This is a genomic window from Bifidobacterium intestinale, from assembly GCF_023656765.1.
Lineage (GTDB): Bacteria > Actinomycetota > Actinomycetes > Actinomycetales > Bifidobacteriaceae > Bifidobacterium > Bifidobacterium hominis.
In genome coordinates this window covers 508,812-526,980 of record NZ_JAMOKR010000001.1, presented here as the reverse complement: position 1 = coordinate 526,980, position 18,169 = coordinate 508,812, and the positions used below count along the sequence as shown (strand labels likewise).

The 18,169-nt window shown below is 55.1% G+C and carries 16 protein-coding genes; 14 read left to right on the top strand and 2 right to left on the bottom strand.

The features are described 5' to 3' along the window. The first annotated feature begins 206 nt into the window (after positions 1-206). The 3 genes from NBH13_RS02350 to gnd all read left to right on the top strand — a co-directional run bounded on the left by NBH13_RS02350 (position 207) and on the right by gnd (position 5,841). A complete protein-coding gene (locus tag NBH13_RS02350; protein WP_250778769.1) occupies positions 207-1,610 on the top strand; it encodes an alpha/beta hydrolase in 1,404 nt (467 codons plus the stop codon). Between the two features lie 97 nt (positions 1,611-1,707). Next, positions 1,708-4,257 carry a bifunctional lysylphosphatidylglycerol flippase/synthetase MprF gene (locus NBH13_RS02345; protein WP_250778767.1) on the top strand — a complete coding sequence of 850 codons (2,550 nt, stop codon included), beginning with the start codon at positions 1,708-1,710 and terminating at the stop codon, positions 4,255-4,257. A 135-nt stretch (positions 4,258-4,392) separates the two neighbouring features. Then, positions 4,393-5,841, top strand: a complete 1,449-nt coding sequence (gene gnd, locus NBH13_RS02340) for an NADP-dependent phosphogluconate dehydrogenase (RefSeq protein ID WP_099570721.1) — start codon at positions 4,393-4,395, stop codon at positions 5,839-5,841. A 133-nt stretch (positions 5,842-5,974) separates the two neighbouring features. Here gnd and NBH13_RS02335 read toward each other — a convergent pair whose 3' ends face one another. Then, the gene (locus NBH13_RS02335) at positions 5,975-6,769 is read right to left on the bottom strand and encodes an SDR family NAD(P)-dependent oxidoreductase (protein ID WP_250778765.1); all 795 of its coding nucleotides are present in this window, start codon (positions 6,767-6,769) and stop codon (positions 5,975-5,977) included. Positions 6,770-6,871: 102 nt separating this feature from the next. Here NBH13_RS02335 and NBH13_RS02330 point away from each other — a divergent pair, with 102 nt between their 5' ends. From NBH13_RS02330 to dtd, 7 genes are all read left to right on the top strand, one after another. Next, positions 6,872-7,072, top strand: a complete 201-nt coding sequence (locus NBH13_RS02330; RefSeq protein WP_250778764.1) for a hypothetical protein — start codon at positions 6,872-6,874, stop codon at positions 7,070-7,072. 54 nt (positions 7,073-7,126) lie between these two features. Then, positions 7,127-8,314, top strand: coding sequence for a MalY/PatB family protein (locus tag NBH13_RS02325; protein ID WP_250778762.1), 1,188 nt, complete (start codon positions 7,127-7,129; stop codon positions 8,312-8,314). 127 nt (positions 8,315-8,441) lie between these two features. Further along, positions 8,442-10,013 (top strand): glucose-6-phosphate dehydrogenase, encoded by a 1,572-nt coding sequence (gene zwf, locus NBH13_RS02320; RefSeq protein ID WP_374110572.1) that lies wholly within the window; start codon positions 8,442-8,444, stop codon positions 10,011-10,013. Then, a complete protein-coding gene (locus tag NBH13_RS02315) occupies positions 10,010-10,966 on the top strand; it encodes a glucose-6-phosphate dehydrogenase assembly protein OpcA (protein ID WP_250778760.1) in 957 nt (318 codons plus the stop codon). The genes zwf and NBH13_RS02315 overlap by 4 nt, the downstream gene beginning before the upstream one ends. Before the next feature lie 43 nt (positions 10,967-11,009). Continuing rightward, positions 11,010-11,801, top strand: a complete 792-nt coding sequence (gene pgl, locus NBH13_RS02310) for a 6-phosphogluconolactonase (RefSeq protein WP_144171301.1) — start codon at positions 11,010-11,012, stop codon at positions 11,799-11,801. A 310-nt stretch (positions 11,802-12,111) separates the two neighbouring features. Further along, positions 12,112-12,372, top strand: coding sequence for a hypothetical protein (locus NBH13_RS02305; protein ID WP_250778758.1), 261 nt, complete (start codon positions 12,112-12,114; stop codon positions 12,370-12,372). A gap of 121 nt (positions 12,373-12,493) precedes the next feature. Continuing rightward, positions 12,494-12,964 carry a D-aminoacyl-tRNA deacylase gene (dtd, locus tag NBH13_RS02300; RefSeq protein WP_144164611.1) on the top strand — a complete coding sequence of 157 codons (471 nt, stop codon included), beginning with the start codon at positions 12,494-12,496 and terminating at the stop codon, positions 12,962-12,964. Between the two features lie 102 nt (positions 12,965-13,066). On the opposite strand, the gene NBH13_RS02295 is transcribed toward dtd, so the two are convergent. Further along, positions 13,067-13,909 carry a DUF3737 family protein gene (locus NBH13_RS02295; protein WP_316102751.1) on the bottom strand — a complete coding sequence of 281 codons (843 nt, stop codon included), beginning with the start codon at positions 13,907-13,909 and terminating at the stop codon, positions 13,067-13,069. 259 nt (positions 13,910-14,168) lie between these two features. Between NBH13_RS02295 and NBH13_RS02290 the strand changes: the two genes are divergently transcribed. From NBH13_RS02290 to NBH13_RS02275, 4 genes are all read left to right on the top strand, one after another. Further along, positions 14,169-14,954: an AzlC family ABC transporter permease gene (locus NBH13_RS02290; protein WP_250778755.1), complete on the top strand. Its 786-nt coding sequence runs from the start codon at positions 14,169-14,171 to the stop codon at positions 14,952-14,954. Further along, on the top strand, positions 14,951-15,286 hold the full coding sequence (locus tag NBH13_RS02285; protein ID WP_250778753.1) for a branched-chain amino acid transporter permease: 336 nt from the start codon (positions 14,951-14,953) through the stop codon (positions 15,284-15,286). Before NBH13_RS02290 ends, NBH13_RS02285 begins: the two co-directional genes overlap by 4 nt. Positions 15,287-15,485: 199 nt before the next feature. Next, positions 15,486-17,894, top strand: a complete 2,409-nt coding sequence (locus NBH13_RS02280; protein ID WP_250778751.1) for a carbon starvation CstA family protein — start codon at positions 15,486-15,488, stop codon at positions 17,892-17,894. A 17-nt stretch (positions 17,895-17,911) separates the two neighbouring features. Beyond that, on the top strand, positions 17,912-18,121 hold the full coding sequence (locus tag NBH13_RS02275) for a YbdD/YjiX family protein (protein ID WP_099571151.1): 210 nt from the start codon (positions 17,912-17,914) through the stop codon (positions 18,119-18,121). Positions 18,122-18,169 lie beyond the last annotated feature (48 nt).

The following is an 18,169-nucleotide window of genomic DNA, read 5'->3' as shown; positions in this document are numbered from 1 at the left end:
TATTTGACCAAACCATTGGAACGTGCGTTCGAGGCATGATCGGCAAAGGCAAGAACGCTGCCTAAGAGCATCATCCATTCAGCTTGCTCACAGTATTTTTCGTCGGTATTCCAAGGAAAATCAGCCTCAAGGATGAGGTCGTGCCAACGTTTCATGGACTACAACTGGCACATTGGAAATGAAGAATATGAAAGCAAGAAGTGAGCATGCGTGCATGGTTGATGAACATAAGCTTGGTGGATGGCTGGTTTCCGGCAACGTTGTTTTCGATAACCGCGGTGCTGGCGGCGATACTGTTGGGTATTGCAATATGGGAGACGGTTGGCGGAAGCCGTGGCGGCGGTAAACGTGCAATTGCCGTAGTTGCACGTCCGATGGTGATTGCGGTTATTGCCGGCATTGTCGGATTGGTGATTGCCTGGTTGCTATCGGACGTGTTTGTGGTGTTCGGTGTTGAGCTGGGTCCGCGTGTGATCGCATGGTCTGGTTGCGGTTGCGCGATCATCGGATTCGCGGTCAGTCATGCGATGCTGCATAGGGGAGCGTTGCGTGCCGTCGCCGTAATATTGGTGGCATGCGCAGTGCTTTCCGCCGCCACCGGCATCGATCAGGCATATGGAGAATATGCCACCATCGGATCACTGTTCGGCCAAGACACCTATCACGAAGCCGACCTGACGGGAATGGCGAAACGCAGCGATTTGATTAGCGTCACGCAATGGAAGCAGGAAGCGGCAGACGGTAGCATCAGCGATATTCCCGCACATGGCGAAGTCAGTAAGGTAAATATTCCAGCCACAACATCGCATTTCGAGGCGCGACAGGCGCTGGTATATCTGCCGCCGGCAGCGATTGCCACAGCCAAGCACAAGCCGGCGTTGCCGGTCATACTGATGATGAGCGGCCAGCCGGGTTCTCCGGGGCGCGCGTTTGCCGCGGGCGGCATCCAAACCATGATGGACGATTATGCTCAGCATCATGGCGGACTCGCACCCATTGTTATTGCGGCCGACCAGTTGGGAGACGATTCGCATAACACCCTATGCGTGGATTCGCCGGTGTACGGCAATGTGCTGACCTACTTGACGAAAGACGTGGTCGACTGGGTGAGAACCAATCTTCCTGCGGCATGGCAAGCACAAGATTGGGCAATCGCAGGTTTTTCGCAAGGAGCCACATGTTCGTTGCAAATCGGTGCGAACCATCCGGATTTGTTCGGCACCATCATCCCCACCGGCAGCGAGCTCAAACCGACCAATGGCAGTGAAAGCAGTATGATCAGCCGGTTCTTCCGCGGCGATCGCACCGCATACGAGAAGCAGATTCCCATCAACGCCATTCGCAACCATGCGCCTTCGAACCAGACGCTTGTTATCGGTGCGGGGGAACGTGATCACGAGTCCGTGCGCAATGCCGAACGCATCGCACCGGTTGCCCAACAGGCGGGCATGCATGTTACGGCGGTCGAATCGCTTGGCAATGCGCATGACTGGCATGCCGTGCAAGACACGTTGCGGTACGGACTTGCCGTATTCGGCTGTAACACGGGACTGAGCGACGCCAAGCCGAAATTGGCGGACTATCCGAATCTCAAACGCATCGCGATCTGACATGTCGTTTTGACGCGTCGGCAACTCGCGATCACAAGTATCAATCTGAATCGTCAATCTGAATCATTAATCCGAATTATCGAACGGAAGCATTGTCATGACAACGCAATCGCAGGAATCAGCAGTAAAACCATTGTTCGGCTTTCGCGCGCTCATATCCGATCTTGCCGACTGGATACGTCGGCACCGTATGACCTTGGGCTTCGTGCTGTTCATCACGCTGTTCAATGTCGGCATGCAGCTCGTATGCGGCATCAGACATATGCAATTTCCGCCGCAATTATCGCGCGTGAGTTTTGACGCGCTCGCGCATGGGTGCTGGTATACCGCGCCGATCTCACTGCTGTCAGTACCTCATTTGGGTCGTCTGCTGATCGACATTCCACTGATACTCATCGCATTCGGCTTATGCGAAACGGTGATTGGAAAGGTGAAGACGGCATGGGTGTCGCTGATCACCACGCTTGGCGGCATAGCGCTGGGCATGGGATTATGTTCGCTGCTCGCAGGCAAAAGTCCGCAATGGCATGCGATTTCGCATGATGGCGCGATTCTGGGGCCGCTGGTTGTTGTGGTGGGCACACTGATGTGTGCTAGCGCATTCACCGCCATGCTGTGGCGTCGGCGTATTCGTGTGATCGGCTATAGCGTGGTGCTGATCATGTTCCTCTACCGTGGCGAGGCCAGCGATTATTGTTTGCTGGCTGCCGCGCTGATCGGTCATGTGCTTGGTTATTTGATGGCGTCCGAAAGTCAAGGCGATGTGTATAGGCATGGTGCCTTGTACGAGATGCGCAGGCTGATTGGTATTGCTGCCGGCGTGCAGGCGGTCGGTTCGCTGGTTGCCGTTTCCTCAAGGCAATCATTTGGATTGCTTTCCATGTTCGGATTGCTGACCGGTTCCACGGAATTCGATACGGAACAAGTGTTGGATTGCCTCAACGGTTCCTCGCATGCCAACTGTTTCGCGCAATATCGTATGATGCGATTCACCATGCCCGGAAACTGGCTGGTGTCGTTGATGCCGACGCTGATGCTGCTGTTGATCGCATGGGGTCTGTACCGCGGACGCCGCATTGCCGCCGTGTTAAGCGTGCTGTTCAACGCGTGCACGGTGGTATTTGCGATGCTGTTCTATGTGATGCTTCCGCTGCGAAATGTTGGCGATTCGCAGGCTGATGCGTTGCCTGCGTTGGTTCGTCACGGTGCGTTTCACGCAATGTTTTCCACTATGGCATTGCCATTGATTTTTATCGTTATCGTCATTGCGTTCCGTCAGTGTTTTATGATTCGCACCAGAAGTGAGATTATGTTGCGCGCTGCGGCAGGTGCATTGTCGGCTTTTCTGTTGTTGGGATTGATGTATGTCGGGTATGGGCTTGCCTCTCCCGAGGATTTCAACGAAAGTCCGCAATTGATTGCATTGCTTGCCGATTATGTGCAACGATTGTTGCCGATCGGACTGCTGAGTGCGATCGAACCTGAGTTTGTACCCGTCGGGCAAATCTCCGTGCTGGTATATCAGTGCGTCGGTCCGGTGTTTTGGGTTATCGCCCTGCTGTGTGTTTGGGATTGTTTGCGGGATCGTTCCATGGTGAATGACGCTTCGCGCCATCATGTTGACGCGATTATTCCGCTTGGCGGCGAATCCATGTCATTCATGGCAACTTGGGAAGGCAATGATTATTGGTTTTCTGCAACCGGACGTTCCGCAATCGCCTATCGAGTGTCGTATGGCATCGCATTGACGGTGACAGGACCATTCGGAGATCCACACGAATATGCGGAAGATCTCACTGATTTCGCAACATTCTGCGCGCAGCATTCTTGGACGCCCGTATTTTACAGCGTACACGAGTCGCAGCGAGCCGAACTCGCCAAAGCCGGATGGGATTCACTTGACGTCGGCACGGAAATGATCGTCAATCCCAACGAATGGCAGACCCGAGGCAAGAAATGGCAGGACGTGCGCACCGCCATCAACAAAGCCAAACGAGACGGCATCACCGACGTGCTCACCACTTTCAAGGAAGCACCCTTCTCAGTGCAAACGCAAATTCGTGAGATTTCCGCACAGTGGGCCGGCAAAAAGGCTCTGCCGGAAATGGGATTCACCCTGGGCGGCGTCGACGAACTGATCGACTCCCGGGTGCGCCTGCTCTACGCGGTCGACGGCAACGGCAAAGTCCTTGGCGTAACCAGCTGGCTGCCCACCTATCGTGACGGCACAATCATCGGTTGGACGCTTGACTTCATGAGGCACCGTACCGACAGCGTCAACGGCATCATGGAATTCCTGATTGCACGCATGGCTGAACGACTACGTGACGAAGACAACGTGGAATTCATGAGCCTATCGGCGGCGCCACTAGCCGGCATGGGATCCAGCGAAAGCGAACACGAGGAAAGCGAAGTGTTGCGTCATGCACTGCAAATGGTCGCAGACATCATGGAACCAGCATACGGATTCCACTCACTGTTCCGTTTCAAACTGAAATTCCACCCCGACGAAGAGAAAGTGTATATCTGCTATCCCGATGCGGCCAAACTGCCGCAAATATCGCTTGCTGTGGCGCAGGCCTACGTGCCATCACTCACACCTGCCGAAGCTATGCGTTTTGTGCGCACCATCACGCCACATGATTGACGATACGTCAGATTTGGCATGGTATCAGCTTTGACAGGATGTCAGACTTGAGACGGTCCATGGTTCTGGGGTAGCTCGGGTCTACACTAAAGAACGGTTCATAAAGTACTACTTTTCCTGATGGAAGGGGTCAGCATGTCAGCTGAAGCAAACGTCGGCGTAGTCGGTCTTGCCGCAATGGGCGGTAGCCTCGCGCGTAACCTCGCACACCACGGCAACAAAGTGGCCGTGTTCAACCGCTCCTACGGTCGTACCGAAAAGCTCATGAACGAACACGGCAGCGAAGGCGAATTCTTCCCGGCAAAAACCCTCGAAGAGTTCGTGGACAGCCTCGTCAAGCCGCGTACCGCCATCATCATGGTCAAGGCCGGAGAGCCGACCGACGCCATGATCAACGCGCTCGCCGACCTGATGGAACCGGGCGACATCATCGTCGACGCAGGCAACGCCTACTTCCCGGACACCATTCGTCGCGAGAAGGAAATCAGCGCTCGCGGCTTGCATTTCGTCGGATGCGGCGTGTCCGGTGGTGAGGAAGGCGCTCTGCTTGGACCTTCCATGATGCCGGGCGGCTCCGAAGAATCCTGGAAGACGCTGAAGCCGATTTTCGAATCCATCGCAGCAAAGGCCGAAGGTGATCCGTGCGTCACACATATCGGACTTAACGGTGCCGGCCACTTCGTCAAGATGGTGCACAATGGCATCGAATACTCCGATATGCAGCTCATCGCCGAAAGCTACGATCTGATGCGTCGCGGCCTTGGCATGACCCCGGCTGAGATCGGTGACGTGTTCGAAGAGTGGAACAAGACCGAACTTGACTCCTACCTGATCGAAATCACCGCCGAAGTGCTGCATCAGGTCGACAAGAAGACCGGCAAGCCGCTGGTTGATCTGATCGTCGATCATGCTGGCATGAAGGGCACTGGCACGTGGACCGTGCAGACCGCACTGTCTCTGGCCGTTCCGGTCACCGGCATTGCCGAGGCCGTGTTCGCCCGTGGTCTTTCCTCCGAAGCTGATCTGCGTGAGGAAGCCGCCAAGCAGGGCTTCAATGGCCCTGACGGCAAGCTGAACCTCACCGACGATGAGAAGAAGGCCTTCATCGAAGACATCCGTCAGGCACTCTACGCTTCCAAGATTGTCGCCTACGCCCAGGGCTTCAACGAGATCACTACTGCCGCCGAAGAATATGGATGGGATATCGATCTGGCTGCCGTGTCACGCATCTGGCGTGGCGGCTGCATCATCCGTGCGAAGTTCCTCAACCGTATTTCCGAAGCGTTCGAATCCGGTGAGGCTAACGTGTCGCTGCTGTTTGCCCCGTACTTCAAGAACGCCATCGAAACCGCCGAAAACTCGTGGCGCAACGTGGTGGCCGAAGCCGCGCGCAATGGCTTGCCGACTCCGGCTTTCGCATCGTCCCTGTCGTACTTCGACGGCTTGCGTTCCCCGCGCCTGCCTGCCGCTCTGATTCAGGGTCAGCGCGACTATTTCGGCGCTCACACCTACCAGCGTGTGGATCAGCCGGGCGCATTCCACACCCTGTGGGCTGAGCCGGGTCGCGAAGAAATCGAAGCCTGATAGCGATTTCGTAACGAAACCAATACGCTGACGAACGTAACGAGCCGCACGCTTTATGAAAAAGTGTGCGGCTCGTTACATGAAGGCGGGTCTGTCTGGGCGTGAAGGCTCCATTGAGTTGCCTGGCGAATCATCAGCGATGTTGGTTGTGCGGATCGCCTCCGTTCATGACTGCGGCGACCCGTCGAGTCAGGGCGCGGGGGAGCAGCCGTTCCGCGGTCGCGCCGGCTTTGGTGAGATAGCCATGGTAGGCAAGCGTGCGCCCCTGCTTCATCTTTCGATAAGCATAGACGGCAAGCTGGTAGGCGGTGGCCGGTTTGGTCAGTGTAAAGAAATTCATGCCACGCATGTTCGCGGCCTTGGCGAACCCTGTGGATGTTGGCCCCGGGCATACGCAGGTCACACTCACTCCGGTATCGTGCAGCTCATACGCCACCGCTTCGGAAAGGGAGCGCACGAACGCCTTCGACGCGAAATACACCGCCATATATGGGCCTGCCATCATCGAAGCTACAGAGGAAATATTCAAGATTCTGCCGTGTCCGTGTGCCCGCATGTCACGACCATAACGGTACGTAAGCTCAGCCAACGCGGCCATATTGAGCTGCATCATCTCATGCTGGCGATGCCAGTCGGCGTCGAGAAAACCCGTCCAATCCGCAAAACCGGCGTTATTGACGAGATGATCCACCTCAAAATCCTGCGAAACCGTGTAATCATGCAACTTTTGCGGTGCGTCAGACTCGCTTAAATCAAGTGCGACCGTTTCCACATGCACGCCATAGCGATGTTCCAGCGTGCGTCTCACTTCATCGAGCTTGCTTTGCCTGCGTGCCGTGATGATGAGATCATGCCCGTCGGCCGCAAACAATGCCGCCATTTCGCGTCCAATACCACTCGAAGCCCCCGTTATCAACGCATATGCCATAAGACCACCTTCCTTAAGTATTGATGTTCATGGTAGTCAATGCGCATGCAGTAACGCCATTTGCAACGCAACGGTCCGGAACTTTTCGACTGGGCTGACTGATTGACAGTTTTCATGCACTTCTCGCATAGAAAGCAATACATCATTTACATTGGTTATTTTGGTTTGGTTCGTTCACAATGGGTGCGTCAGCATGAACGCGAAAGAACCGGCATGGAATATCCGAAAGGCCATGTTTTTGAACTTATGCAACAGGGCGGCCTGACCGACAAAGTCATTAAAATGCATGTTGTGAAACCATGATCATTCACAGCTTGCATTTGACTTCGTCCACTTGAAGTCCTTAAGTTTGATGGCATGACTTACGATTTCGACACTCCCATAGACCGCTCCGGAACATATTCGCTCAAGTGGGAAGAGGCGGGGGGCGCGCTGCCCATGTGGGTGGCGGATATGGAATTTCAAACCGCTCCACAGATCCGAGCCGCATTGCAACAGCGTCTTGACCACGGTATTTTCGGATATTCGATTGTTCCTCCTGAATGGAATCAGGCATATGTTAACTGGTGGCGTCGTAGGCACAATCTTGATATCGACCCGGAATCGTTGGTATTTTGCACCGGCGTGGTGCCGGCAATCTCCAGCATGGTACGAAAACTCACCACTGCCAACGAGAATGTGCTTATCCAAACTCCGGTCTACAACATTTTCTTCAATTCGATTATCAATAATGGATGCCGAGTGCTTGAATCGCCGTTGGGATATGACGGTTCCGGACATTACTCCATCAACTGGGCCGATCTGGAATCCAAGTTGGCTGATCCGCAAACCACGCTGATGATTCTGTGCAATCCGCACAATCCCGTAGGCCGAATCTGGGATCGCGACACCCTCGCACGCATAGGCGAGCTCTGCTGGAACAATCATGTGACCGTAATCAGCGACGAAATTCATTGTGATCTTACCGATCCGGGATATGATTACGTGCCCTTTGCCTCGGTGAATGAGCGGTGCGCAATGAACTCCGTGACCTGCATGGCACCGACCAAAACGTTCAATATCGCTGGTCTTAACACGGCTGCCGTAATGATCCCGAATCCCGTGCTGAAGCATAAAGTATGGCGCGCGCTCAATACCGATGAAGTGGCCGAGCCGAACGCTTTCGCCATGACCGCCACGCTCGCCGCCTTCAACGAAAGCGAGCCATGGCTTGAGGAATTGCGCGCATATCTGGCCGATAACAAAGCCGAAGCGCGAGCCATGATCGACGAATACAACGCTTCCGCCGCACCGGAACGACGCATCACCTTGATCGAAAGCCATGCCACCTACCTGCTGTGGGTCGATTGTTCGAAACTGACGCATGATACCGCTCTGTTGTGCGAACATCTCAAACGCAATCACCGGGTGATGTTCTCCGAAGGTGCCGAATATGGCGGCAATGGGCGTGATTTCATCCGCATCAATGTGGCTTGCCCGCGAAGCACCATGCGAGAAGGATTCAGCCGTCTGTTCGCCGGATTATGTGATTTTTCTGCGGATTAATATAGCGGCTATCGATTGTGACATTACTCACAGCTGCCAAGGAACGGCTGGTTTTGTGGGTTTTCACAAAATATGGAAAGGACGTTTTTCGGATGGTCACTGCCGTCCGTGACGTGTTGGCGATACTATGAAGCACATGACTGAAACTGTTTCATCCGTACTTGGCACGCCTGAAGAGTGGACGAATCCGCTGCGCGATCCGCGCGATCTTCGACTTCCGCGCATTGCAGGCCCGTGCAGTATTGTGATTTTCGGCGTGACCGGCGATTTGTCACGCAAGAAGCTGCTTCCTGCCATTTATGATCTGGCTAATCGTGGCCTGTTGCCGCCGAGCTTTGGTTTGACGGGTTTTGCACGTCGTGATTGGACCGAGGATCATTTCAAGGATTTCGTGAAGGAAAACGTGCAAGCGCACTGCCGTACTCCATTCAAGGAGGCGACATGGAAACAGCTCGCCGACGGCATTCGTTTCGTGCAAGGCACGTTCGACGATCCGAAGGCGTTCGAACGACTGTCGAACACCGTCGCCGAGCTCGACCGCGATCGTGGCACGCGAGGCAACCATGCGTTCTACATGTCGGTGCCGCCGCGCGCGTTCCCGCAGGTATCGCGCCAGTTGGCGGATTGCGGTTTGGCGAAGTCCGACAAGGGTGCTTGGCGTCGTGTGATCATCGAAAAGCCGTTCGGTCACGATTTGGCAAGCGCGAAAGAGCTTGACCGTGTGGTTTCCGAGGTGTTCGACCCGTCCAGCGTGTTCCGTATCGATCATTATCTCGGTAAGGAGACGGTGCAGAATATTCTGGCGCTTCGTTTCGCGAACGCGATGTATGAGCCGATCTGGAACAACAATTACGTCGACCACGTGCAGATCACGCATGCCGAGGATATCGGCGTGGCGGGTCGTGCCGGCTATTACGACGGTATCGGCGCGGCGCGTGACATCATCCAGAACCATTTGCTGCAGCTTATGGCGTTGACGGCGATGGAGGAGCCTGTTTCGTTCTCCGCTTCCGATCTGACGGCGGAGAAGACGAAGGTGCTGTCCGCAGTGCGCTTGCCGAAGGATCTGGCGGCGCATACGGCGCGTGGCCAGTATGCGGCCGGTTGGCAGGGTTCGCATGAGGTCGTGGGGTATTTGGATGAGAAGGGCATCGATCCGGAGTCGACGACCGAGACGTATGCGGCGATCCGTTTGGATGTCGATACGCGCCGTTGGGCCGGCGTGCCGTTCTATCTGCGTACGGGCAAACGTCTAGGTAAGCGTGTCACGGAGATTGCCGTGGTGTTCAAGCGCGCCCCGCATCTGCCGTTCGAGTCGACCGCAACGAAGGAGCTCGGCAAGAATGCGGTCGTGATCCGCGTGCAGCCCGATGAAGGTGTGACCATGCGGTTCGGCGCGAAGGTGCCGGGTGGCACGTCGATGGAGGTCCGTGACGTGTCGATGGACTTCGGTTACGGCCGTTCGTTCACCGAATCGTCTCCGGAAGCCTATGAACGTCTGATTCTTGACGTATTGCTGGGCGACCCGCCACTGTTCCCAACCACGCGTGAAGTGGAATTGAGCTGGCAGATCCTCGATCCGATCGAAGAGTTCTGGTCTACGCTTGGCCAGCCGCAACCGTACCGTTCCGGAACATGGGGCCCTCAGGAAGCCGTTGAAATGCTGGCCCGCGATGGACACCGTTGGAGGATGCCGTGATCATTACCATGAAGAACACCGAAACCCGTGAGATTTCGGCGAAAATCGATGAATTACACGAGGAACGTGGCGAAGCGGCTTTGGGGCGCGTGCTCACACTGCTGATCTCCACGAATGAGACGTCGCTGGAGCATGATCTCGCCGTGGCGAACAACGCCAGCCGTGAGCATCCCTGCCGTGTGATCGCCATTGCACCGAACTCGCGCAAGGCTGACATGAATGCGGAAGATGGTAAGAAGCGCACCTTCCTCGATGCTGAAGTGCGTTTCGGATCCGATGCCGGCGCGGGCGAAATCATCGTGTTGCGTCCGATTGGCGGGCTGGTTCACCACCCTGACACGTTGGTGATTCCATTGTTGGTACCGGATGCTCCGGTGGTGGCCTGGTGGCCAAACGAAGCTCCGGCGAACCTGTCGAACGATTTGCTGGGTTCCATGGCACGCAGTCGCATCACCGATGCCATGCATTCGTCGAATCCGATGCGCACGATGGATGATTTGCGTCGTAACTGGTCGTCGAAGAACGTGGATATGTCGTGGACCAGGCTCACCGTATGGCGTGCCATGCTGGCTTCGATGCTCGACCAGCCTCCGCATCTGCCGGTAAGCGGTGTACGCGTGACCGGCAAGAAGGATTATCTGCCGATGGACCTGCTGGCCGCATGGCTTCGTCTTCGTTTGAACGTGCCTGTTGTGGTGGAAGACGATCCGAACGCAACTGCGGTGACCGGCGTGTATCTGACCCGTTCCGATGGCGTGCTGAGTCTGGAACGTCCTTCCACCGATGATGGCATTGCAGTGCAGAACGTGCCCGGTCAATCGCCTCAGACCATCAGCGTACCCGCGCGTACGCTTGAGGAATGTCTGAGCGAGGAGCTGGGGCGTCTCTATCCGGACGAGATCTATGCCGAAGTGGTGACTCAAGGCTGGGATCTTATCAATCCGAAGCACTGAATCGATTCCCCCAAACAATAAAGGAACAATGCAGGAAGAGCATATGGCAGAACGTACCACCGTTGTATATCCTAATCCTCAGATTCTGGCTGAAGCCGTGGCCGCACGCACGCTGCTGACCATCACCGATTATCTGTCGGAACCGAATCGCACGCGCGTTGACATTGCCGTGACCGGTGGAACCGACGGCAACCGAGTGTTCGACGCCATGAACGCGAGCCCATTGAACGATGCCGTGGACTGGAGCCGCGTGCACGTATGGTGGGGCGACGAACGATTCGTGGCAGCCGACAGTGACGACCGCAACGCCAAGCAGGCGCGTGAGGCATGGTATGGCAAACTGGTTGACGACGGCCGTATGCCGGCAGGCAACATTCATGCGATGCCGTCCGATGAGCGTAACTTGGAAAGCGTCGCGGCAGCATCACCCGAACAGACTGATGCGGTACTGGCTGAAGCCGCCGCGCAATACCAGCGTGAACTCATTGAACAGTTGGGTGAGAATCCAGCTTTGGACATCGCCATGTTCGGTATGGGACCGGACGCGCATTTCGCATCCCTGTTCCCCGACCATGGCGAGTCGGAGATCGACGATCCGCATGTGCTTGTCGCCGGTGTGCGCGATTCACCTAAGCCGCCGCCACTGCGCCTGACGCTGACCGTGCCGATGATCGCACGATCGAAGCACACGTGGGTGTTCACATCCGAAGCGCGCAAGGCGGATGCGGTTGCTGCAGCATTCGCGCAACGCAACAATCCGCATGCGCCAAGCTCCTACGCCGATGGCGAGGAACTGCTTTGGCTCATCGACGAGGGTGCCGCCTCCAGATTGTGATGCAGGAACCGGAACCATGGAATCCCGATAGCCGGGTTCCGTTGGTTCCGTGACGGGCACGTCACCTAAGTCTATGTCTGACATGGATTATTCCCCATGGCTAAACATCAAGGCTGAATCGTCTGGATGAGTGAGCGCGCAACGCCATGCGTAGTAGTATGGCGGCAGTCAAACATGCCAGACCCTGCATTATGACTATGAGAGGAAACGTCATCATGGAACAGCCATCTAAGTTCCAACATCAGCTTCAGCCCGATATGCCATCGTCTTCCACGATATCTCCGTCACCTCATCCGGAACAAACTCCGCCATGGGGCGCGCTATGGGTGTTGGCTTGGGACTGGCCAAGGCGGTCAGTAGCTCGGCTGGCGGTGTAATTGGCTCGTTCCGCAGCGGAGATGGACCGGCGGCCCAATTCGGTGAGGAAGCGCCGAAAATCGCCGATGCGATGACTTCCGGGTTCATCGAGGGCAACCGTTGGACACTTTTGGTGGCAGGCTGCATGCTGCTCATCGGTTTGCTGGCTTCGGTCGCTGTGCGACGCGCGGCATCGACGCATAGCACACACTGACAAACATGAGGCAGGGACGATCTGCTGAATGGTTTTGGTGGGCCAGCAGCTCAACGGCGAAAAGCTCTACTGAAGCCGGCCGATACCAAGGCGAAACTGATCGCGCGGTAAGGTGGGTTTTATGAAAGTAGTAGTGCAACGAGTGAGCCAAGCCAGTGTTGACGTTGTCAACGAACTTGGCACCATTGACCCCACCTTCGAACCTCAGCAGATCGGACCCGGATTCATGTTGCTCGTAGGCGTAACCGATGAGGATGGTGAGGAGCAGATTTCTTGGCTTGCCCACAAAATCCTCAACCTGCGTGTTTTCGAAGACGAGCAAGGCAAAATGAACCGTTCCATCAAAGACATCGGCGGTGAAATCCTGTCCATTTCACAGTTCACGTTGTTTGCCGACGCGAGGAAAGGCAACCGCCCAAGCTTCGTCAAAGCGGGCAAGCCGGAACATGCCAACATTACTTGGATCAAATTCAACGAAGCGCTGCGATCCGGCGGTGTGCCAGTACGCGAAGGCCGCTTCGGAGCGCACATGCGCGTTGGACTGATCAATGATGGTCCGGTCACCATTGTTATTGACACGGACAATCTGTGACCAATAGTAAAGCGACGATTGCTTGGTGACATAAAAAATATTTGAGGAGCTGTAGTATAATTTGCAGCTCCTCAAATATTGTTTTTTGATTGACAATGATATTTACCTGTTGTCGGTAATTATCGTCACCTTGTTCGGATCGATCTTCAGGGGATCAAGCGTCAATTCCTTGATGGCATCCGCACGAATCGTGCCAGACGAAGGATTGAACACACTGTCGACGGTGCTGTGAATATCAGCGTCTACATTCGAATATTCAAAAGCAAGCGTCGTATTGATCAAACGACAATTACGCAACACGAGATTGTCCACATAGCACAAGCCCTGCAGACTTTCGATCGTACAATTCTCAAACGTGACATTACGAGAGTTCCAAGCCAAATACTCGCCGGCAATAAACGAATCGCGCACAGTCACATTCTCGCAATTCCAGAAGCAATCCTTGGAAATCAATCGAGAATTCGAAATCTCAATATTGCGTGCGCCATCAAACGGATAATTGCCAACCAAACGCAGATTATCAGCCTTGAAATCAGAACAATTCATTGCTAGATAATCACCGCGTGCACTCACATTATTCAGTGAAACATTTGAACAATCCCACAATGTTTCCTCGGCATTGACGAAATCAACGTTCCTCAACGAAACATCATGGCAACGGCGGAAATTCTTCGGCGCTTCAAATGTGCAATCCTCGACGCGAATGTTGTCTGTGTACCACACGCCTGCGCGTGCCATCTCGAACCACGTGCAATTCTTCGCCGAAATATCCGAGCAATACCACAGCGGATACTTCCATTTGAATGAACTCGACTCAAGCTCAATAGCATGCGCATGCTTCAACGGCGACTCGCCATCGTCGAAAATCGTGTCAATATACCGTTTGTCTGATGCTTGAAATTCGGCGCGTTCGCCGGTCAGCAATGCCTGACGGACCTCTTGCATGTCGCTCATTGATAACTCTCCTTGGAAAAACGCTCTGTTGCCAAGATAGAAACCTCGAGTACTCGAAGTCAAACGCATGGCCATGTTTCGCAGGAGGCGGAATAGGTCGAGAGGATTAAGCGCGTTATAAGCAATGCCGATATGCAAGCGGGTGTTTGCGAAACATGAATGTCGGTACCATAAATTGGGCAGTTGAACAATTAAACAATCGCAAGGTATTGCAGCCATATATGAAGCTTGCCGTGTAAGGCAGAGAGGAATGCGGATGAGCCAGCAGCGTGGGGGAGTGAGGACGCATGCGCTCAAAGCCGCGTTCCCCAAAGTGCTGCCGATTTGCGTCAGCTTCTTCTTTCTGGCCATGTCGTACGGCGTGCTTATGGGCGCGCGTGGTTTTTCGTTCCTATGGCCGCTGTGCATGAGCGCGTTCATCTATACCGGTTCCATGGAATTCGTTACAGTGAATCTGCTGGTTTCCGCATTCAATCCGTTCGCCACGCTTATGCTGGCGATGATGATGGGAACGAGGCACCTGTTTTACGGTCTGTCCATGTTGGAGCGTTTCAAAAACATGGGGGCGAAAAAACCGTACTTGATCTACGCCATGTGCGACGAGACATTCGCAGTCAACAATAGCGCGCAGATACCGGCAGGCGTCGACCGCGGCTGGTTTTATTTCTTCGTGTCGCTGCTGAATCAGGTTTCATGGGTGGCTGGGGCGACGTTCGGCGGCATTGTCGGCGGGCGATTGACGTTCGACATGACCGGTTTGGACTTTGTGATGACCGCGCTGTTCGTGGTCATTTTCGTAGATCAATGGCTGACTACGAAACGCAAAAGCCATATGGCGGCATTGACGGGCATTGTGGTGCCGGTGATCTGCCTGGCACTGTTTGGCGCTGATAATTTCATGATTCCGTCGTTGATCGCCATGCTGGTGATGTTCATTGTGTTGCGTCCGTATTTGGATGATCTGAAACATGATGATGCCGATGGTGAGGTCGGATTTGCTGCGGACCGAAACGAAGTGGGGGAGGCACGTTCATGATCATGACCACATGGCAGGGCATTGTTACCGTACTGATGGCGGTACTTGGCACCATCATCACCCGTTTTCTGCCGTTCATGCTTTTCCCGGAATCAAAGAAGCCGCTGCGTATCGTCGACTATCTCGGCAACGTGCTTCCGTACGCCATGACCGGACTGCTGGTGGTGTATTCGCTTAAAAATGTCAATCCTTTTGCCGGAAGCCATGGCATTCCCGAAGCGATCGCCATCGCCGTAATCGTCATACTGCACATATGGAAACGCAATATGCTGCTCTCCATCGCCGGAGGCACCGCCATATATATGGCATTGCTTCAGCTTGTTTTTGTTTGATTATCCATTTTGCAGGATTCCTCAAAATTGAAGTGCGTTTTATAGGGATTTTCCACAGTTGTTATTGCTGATATCCCATATCGTGAGAAGAAATGCGTTGATGCGATTGACGAGCCTACTCTTTTTCTTTAGCCGATAAGGAGCTGTGTTGAGCGGCTCTGGCTGTATCGAAGAGTTATATCTAACGAGAGAGAACAATATGACTAGTGCAGCAAGCACTGCCAATGCCGCGGTTCCAGCGCCCGGCAAACTGGAGTTCAAGGATGATTACACGCCTGAGGAGGCGGAACGCGTCATCCGCAATTCGAAGGGGCTCCCTGTCGGTGTGAAGCCGAAGATGGCGTGGACGTGGCCGAAGGCCCTGCTGTGGGCCGCCATCGCCATTGTGTGCGCTATTGGTTGGGCTATTCTGGCGGTTTCCCGTGGCGAGCAGATCAGCGCCATCTGGTTCGTGGTTGTGGCATTGTGCTCCTACGCGATCGCTTACCGTTTCTACGCGTATTATATTCAGATCAAGATCATGCGTACCGACGATGCGAACGCGACGCCGGCCGAGCGCGTGCATGACGGCGCCAACTTCGAACGTGCCGACCGTCGCGTGCTGTTCGGCCAGCATTTCGCCGGCATTTCCGGTGCGGGCCCGCTTGTTGGTCCTATTCTGGCCGCCCAAATGGGTTATCTGCCGTCCGTGATGTGGATCATTCTCGGTGTGATTTTCGCCGGCGCCGTGCAGGATATGCTCATGCTGTGGATCTCCGCCAAGCGTCGCGGCCGTTCCTTCGGCCAGATGGCAACCGACGAAATGGGCAAGTTCGGCGGCACTATCCTATCGATCTTCCTGATCGTGATGACCGCCATCGCCATGGCATTCCTTGCGCTCGTGGCCATCAAGGCCATGGCTTCCTCGCCGTGGGCCGTGTTCTCTATTGGTATGACCATTCCGATCGCCTTGATCATGGGCTGCTTCCAGCGTTTCCTGCATCGTAGCGTTATCGAAACCACGGTGCTCGGCTTCGTGCTGCTCGTGATCGACATCATCGCTGGCGGTTGGATCTCCAGCGTTCCGGCAATCGCCGACGTGTTCACGTTGAACGCCAAGGAACTGGTTATCGCACTGGTGATCTACTCCTTCGCCGCCGCCGCGTTGCCGCACTGGCTGCTCGTCACCCCGCGTGACTACCTGTCCACGCTGATGAAGATCGGCACGCTTGTGCTGCTCGTGCTCGGCATTCTCATCGCCAATCCGTCCGTGCAGATGCCGGCTCTGACTGAATTCGCGTCCACCTCCACGGGACCGACCTTTGCAGGCGACCTGTTCCCGTTCCTGTTCATCACCATCGCGTGCGGCGCTCTTTCCGGCTTCCACGGCGCAGTGAGCTCCGGCCTGACCCCGAAGGCTGTGGAGAAGGAAAACCAGATCCGCATGATCGGCTACGGCTCCATGCTGGTTGAATCCTTCACCGCCGTGATCGCACTGATTGCAGCCATCACCATTTCCCAGGGCGTCTACTTCTCCACGAACATGTCCGCCTCGCAGATCTCCACCGCTTCCGGCGTGACCCTGACCGCCACTTCCACTCCTGACGAGCAGGCTGAGGCCGCGGTCAAGGCCGTGGATTCGATGAAGGTTTCCGACATTGAAGGCAGCCAGATGAAGGTCACTTGGGATTCTGTCGACGAGAACGGCAATGCCAAGACCTATGAAGGTGCCGACGCTTTGAAGCAGGCCGCTTCCGACATTGGCGAGAACACCATCGTTTCCCGCACCGGCGGCGCCACCACGTTCGCTATGGGTATGGCCAACTTCCTCAAGTCCTACCTCGGCGGTCATGACTCCATGGCCTTCTGGTACCACTTCGCCATCATGTTCGAAGCGTTGTTCATCCTCACCACCGTTGACAACGGCACCCGCGTGGCCCGTTATCAGATTGGTGAGTTGCTGGGCAACGTGCGCAAGCTGAAGAAGTTCGCTGATCCGACATGGAAACCGGGCAACATCATCACCACGCTGATCGCAACCGCCCTGTGGGGTGGCCTGCTGTGGGTCGGCGTGTGCGATACGAATGGTGGTATCAACGCCATGATGCCTATTTTCGGTATTTCCAACCAGCTGCTTGCCGCCGCATGCTTCATGCTGGTCACCGTTTGCGTGGCCAAGCTTGGCTATAAGAAGTACCTGTGGATTCCTGTTGTTCCTCTCGTTTGGGATGTGGCCGTGACCTTCACCGCCGACTTCCAGAAGATCGTCGGACCGATCAGTTACTTCGCCACCGCTTCCAAGTACCAGGCGCTGATCGATGGCGGCACTTTGGAAGGCGAAGCGTTGGTCAACGCCAAGGCCGCACTCTCCAATGCGTACCTTGACGGCGTGCTCTCCGTGTTCTTCATGGTCATGATGGGAGTCTTCCTGGTCATCGGTATCTACCAGACCGTGAAGATTCTTGCCAAGGGCAAGTTCGGTGTGGAAACCACGTCCGAGGAGCCGTTCGTGGAATCCGAATGGTTCGCACCGTCCAGCCTGATCGCCACCAAGCTCGAAAAGAAGGTGCAGCGCGAATACGCCGCCAAGAGCTACGAGCTGGCGCAGAAGGAACAGGCCGCAGCCTGATGCAGGGACTCACCACCATGGTCAGACGAATCTGGTCCGCCTTATTGAAAGCCAAGGCCGGATTCGTCTGGTATGTGCGCGAATTCAGTGGAGAAGCGAAATACGACCACTATCTGGAGCATTTCGCAAGCGAACATCCCGGCGAAACCCCGCTGACCGAACGTGAATATTGGCGCATGCGAGAGGAATACGATCGCAAGCATCCCAACACCAGTTGCTGTTGCTGAAATTAACGGCCATACATAAACAATCCCCGTCTTTCATTTCGGAAGACG

Coding starts and splice junctions, on each gene's coding strand:
- NBH13_RS02350 (WP_250778769.1), top strand. CDS start 207: ATGCGTGCATGGTTGATGAACATAAGCTTGGTGGATGGCTGGTTTCCG.
- NBH13_RS02345 (WP_250778767.1), top strand. CDS start 1,708: ATGACAACGCAATCGCAGGAATCAGCAGTAAAACCATTGTTCGGCTTT.
- gnd (WP_099570721.1), top strand. CDS start 4,393: ATGTCAGCTGAAGCAAACGTCGGCGTAGTCGGTCTTGCCGCAATGGGC.
- NBH13_RS02335 (WP_250778765.1), bottom strand. CDS start 6,769: ATGGCATATGCGTTGATAACGGGGGCTTCGAGTGGTATTGGACGCGAA.
- NBH13_RS02325 (WP_250778762.1), top strand. CDS start 7,127: ATGACTTACGATTTCGACACTCCCATAGACCGCTCCGGAACATATTCG.
- zwf (WP_374110572.1), top strand. CDS start 8,442: ATGAAGCACATGACTGAAACTGTTTCATCCGTACTTGGCACGCCTGAA.
- pgl (WP_144171301.1), top strand. CDS start 11,010: ATGGCAGAACGTACCACCGTTGTATATCCTAATCCTCAGATTCTGGCT.
- NBH13_RS02305 (WP_250778758.1), top strand. CDS start 12,112: ATGGGGCGCGCTATGGGTGTTGGCTTGGGACTGGCCAAGGCGGTCAGT.
- dtd (WP_144164611.1), top strand. CDS start 12,494: ATGAAAGTAGTAGTGCAACGAGTGAGCCAAGCCAGTGTTGACGTTGTC.
- NBH13_RS02295 (WP_316102751.1), bottom strand. CDS start 13,909: ATGCAAGAGGTCCGTCAGGCATTGCTGACCGGCGAACGCGCCGAATTT.
- NBH13_RS02290 (WP_250778755.1), top strand. CDS start 14,169: ATGCGGATGAGCCAGCAGCGTGGGGGAGTGAGGACGCATGCGCTCAAA.
- NBH13_RS02285 (WP_250778753.1), top strand. CDS start 14,951: ATGATCATGACCACATGGCAGGGCATTGTTACCGTACTGATGGCGGTA.
- NBH13_RS02280 (WP_250778751.1), top strand. CDS start 15,486: ATGACTAGTGCAGCAAGCACTGCCAATGCCGCGGTTCCAGCGCCCGGC.
- NBH13_RS02275 (WP_099571151.1), top strand. CDS start 17,912: ATGGTCAGACGAATCTGGTCCGCCTTATTGAAAGCCAAGGCCGGATTC.